The following is a 2,880-nucleotide window of genomic DNA, read 5'->3' on the forward strand; positions in this document are numbered from 1 at the left end:
ATCGCGAGTGAGGATCGCAGCGAGGAACGAGCGAGGACCGGAGCGAGGGGGAACCGAGAAATGAGCACAGACGTCTGGACGACGCCCGAACGCGAACAGCTCCGAAAGACGGTGCGGGCCTTCGCCGAACGAGAGATCCTGCCCAACGTCGACGAATGGGAACGCTCCGGTGACCTGCCGCGCGAGCTGCACCTCAAGGCCGGTGCGGCGGGCCTGCTCGGCGCGGGCCTGCCCGAGTCGGTCGGCGGGGGTGGCGGCGACGGCGCCGACGCGGTGGTCATCTGCGAGGAGATGCACCAGTCGGGCGCGCCAGGCGGCGTCTTCGCGTCGCTGTTCACGTGCGGCATCGCGGTGCCGCACATGATCGCCTCCGGCGACGAGCGGCTGATCGAGACCTATGTGCGGCCGACGTTGCGCGGTGAGAAGATCGGCGCGCTCGCCATCACCGAACCCGGCGGCGGCTCCGACGTCGGGCATCTCACCACCAAGGCGGTCCGCGACGGCGACGACTACATCGTCAACGGCGCGAAGACCTACATCACCTCCGGGGTGCGGGCCGACTACGTGGTGACCGCCGCGCGCACGGGCGGCCCAGGCGCGGCCGGGGTGTCGCTGATCGTGATCGACAAGGGCACACCGGGATTCGAGGTCACCCGCAAGTTGGAGAAGATGGGCTGGCGGTCCTCGGACACCGCCGAGCTGTCCTACACCGACGTCCGCGTTCCCGTCGCCAACCTGATCGGCGCCGAGAACAGCGGTTTCCTGCAGATCGCCGGGGCGTTCGTGAGCGAGCGCGTCGGGCTGGCGGCGCAGGCGTACTCCAGCGCGCAGCGCTGTCTGGACCTGACCGTCGAGTGGTGCCGCAACCGGGAGACCTTCGGCAAGCCGCTGATCGCCCGACAGCAGGTGCAGAACACGCTCGCCGAGATGGCGCGCCGGGTCGACGTCGCGCGGGTGTACACCCGCTATCTGGTCGAGCGGCAGCTCGCCGGTGACACCAACCTCATCACCGAGGTGTGCCACGCCAAGAACACGGCGGTCGAGTCCGGCGAGTGGGTGGCCAATGCGGCCGTGCAGCTGTTCGGCGGCATGGGCTACATGGCGGAATCCGAGGTCGAGCGGCAGTACCGCGACATGCGCATCCTGGGCATCGGCGGCGGAACCACCGAAATCCTCACCAGCCTGGCCGCCAAGACACTTGGATACCAGTCATGAGCCAAGCGAGAAGCGGAGCGGATCGCGCATGACCCAAGTCAAGTCACTCCTCGACCCGAAGTCCGTCGCGTTCACCGATGCGGCCGAGGCGATGGCCACCAAGCTCACCGAGCTCGACGCCGAGCACGCCAAGGCGCTGGCCGGCGGCAGCGCCAAGTCCGTCGAGCGCCACCACGCCCGCGGCAAGCTGACGCCACGCGAACGCGTCGAGCTGCTCGTCGACCCCGATTCCCCGTTCCTGGAGCTGAGCCCGCTGGCGGCGTGGGGCAGCGAATTCCACGTCGGGGCCAGCGTGGTGACGGGGATCGGCGTCGTCGAGGGGGTCGAGTGCCTCATCGTCGCCAACGACCCGACCGTCAAGGGCGGCACCAGCAACCCGTGGACGTTGCGGAAGATCCTGCGCGCCAACCAGATCGCCAGGGAGAACCGGCTACCGGTGATCTCACTCGTCGAGTCGGGCGGCGCCGACCTGCCGACGCAGAAGGAAGTCTTCATTCCCGGCGGTCAGATGTTCCGCGACCTGACGCGGCTCTCGGCGGCCGGCATCCCGACGATCGCCCTGGTGTTCGGCAACTCGACCGCCGGGGGCGCCTACGTGCCTGGCATGTCCGATCACGTGGTGATGATCAGGGAGCGCTCGAAGGTGTTCCTCGCCGGGCCTCCCCTGGTCAAGATGGCCACCGGCGAGGAGTCCGACGACGAGTCTCTTGGCGGGGCCGAGATGCACGCCCGCACTTCGGGTCTGGCCGACTACCTCGCCAACGACGAACTCGACGCCATCCGCATCGGTCGCCGCATCGTGGCCAGGCTGAACTGGCACAAGGCGGGCCCGGCGCCAGGCCCTGTCGCCGAACCGCTGTTCGACGCCGACGAGTTGATCGGCATCGTGCCCGCCGACCTGCGGGTGCCGTTCGACCCGCGCGACGTGATCGCCCGCATCGTCGACGGCTCCGAATTCGACGAGTTCAAGCCGCTTTACGGCGGTTCGCTGGTGACGGGCTGGGCCACGCTACACGGCTATCCGATCGGCATCCTGGCCAACGCGCGCGGCGTGCTGTTCAGCGAGGAGTCGCAGAAGGCCACCCAGTTCATCCAGCTGGCCAACCGCTCCGACACGCCACTGTTGTTCCTGCACAACACGACCGGCTACATGGTGGGTAAGCAGTATGAAGAGGGCGGCATGATCAAGCACGGCTCGATGATGATCAACGCCGTGTCCAATTCGACGGTGCCGCACCTCTCGCTGCTGCTCGGCGCGTCCTACGGCGCTGGTCACTACGGGATGTGCGGGCGGGCCTACGATCCGCGCTTCCTGTTCGCCTGGCCCAGCGCGAAGTCCGCGGTGATGGGCGGCGCCCAGTTGGCGGGCGTCATCTCGATCGTCAGCCGCGCGGCCGCCGAGGCCCGCGGCCAGCAGGTCGACGAGGACGCCGACGCCGCCCTGCGAGCCGCGATCGAGGGCCAGATCGAGGCCGAGTCGTTGCCGATGTTCCTGTCGGGCAGGATGTTCGACGACGGTGTGATCGATCCGCGCGATACCCGCACCGTGCTGGGAATGTGTCTGTCCGCCATCGCCACTGGCCCGATCGAGGGGACGTCGAACTTCGGCGTCTTCCGGATGTGAGCGCCCCCATGTCAGCGATTTCGGCGCGCTCAGTGGCGGTG

At 68.5% G+C, this 2,880-nt stretch carries 2 protein-coding genes; both read left to right on the forward strand.

All coding sequences use genetic code 11. The features are described from left to right. The first annotated feature begins 60 nt into the window (after positions 1-60). On the forward strand, positions 61-1,215 hold the full coding sequence (locus ACRDUX_RS37085) for an acyl-CoA dehydrogenase family protein (protein WP_526421909.1): 1,155 nt from the start codon (positions 61-63) through the stop codon (positions 1,213-1,215). Positions 1,216-1,243: 28 nt separating this feature from the next. Then, positions 1,244-2,839: an acyl-CoA carboxylase subunit beta gene (locus tag ACRDUX_RS37090; protein WP_526421911.1), complete on the forward strand. Its 1,596-nt coding sequence runs from the start codon at positions 1,244-1,246 to the stop codon at positions 2,837-2,839. The last annotated feature ends 41 nt before the right edge of the window (positions 2,840-2,880 follow it).

This window comes from Mycobacterium sp., from assembly GCF_050701675.1.
GTDB lineage: Bacteria > Actinomycetota > Actinomycetes > Mycobacteriales > Mycobacteriaceae > Mycobacterium.

Excerpts from the sequence above, each read along its gene's own strand:
- ACRDUX_RS37090 (WP_526421911.1), top strand. The coding sequence starts at position 1,244 with ATGACCCAAGTCAAGTCACTCCTCGACCCGAAGTCCGTCGCGTTCACC.
- ACRDUX_RS37085 (WP_526421909.1), top strand. The coding sequence starts at position 61 with ATGAGCACAGACGTCTGGACGACGCCCGAACGCGAACAGCTCCGAAAG.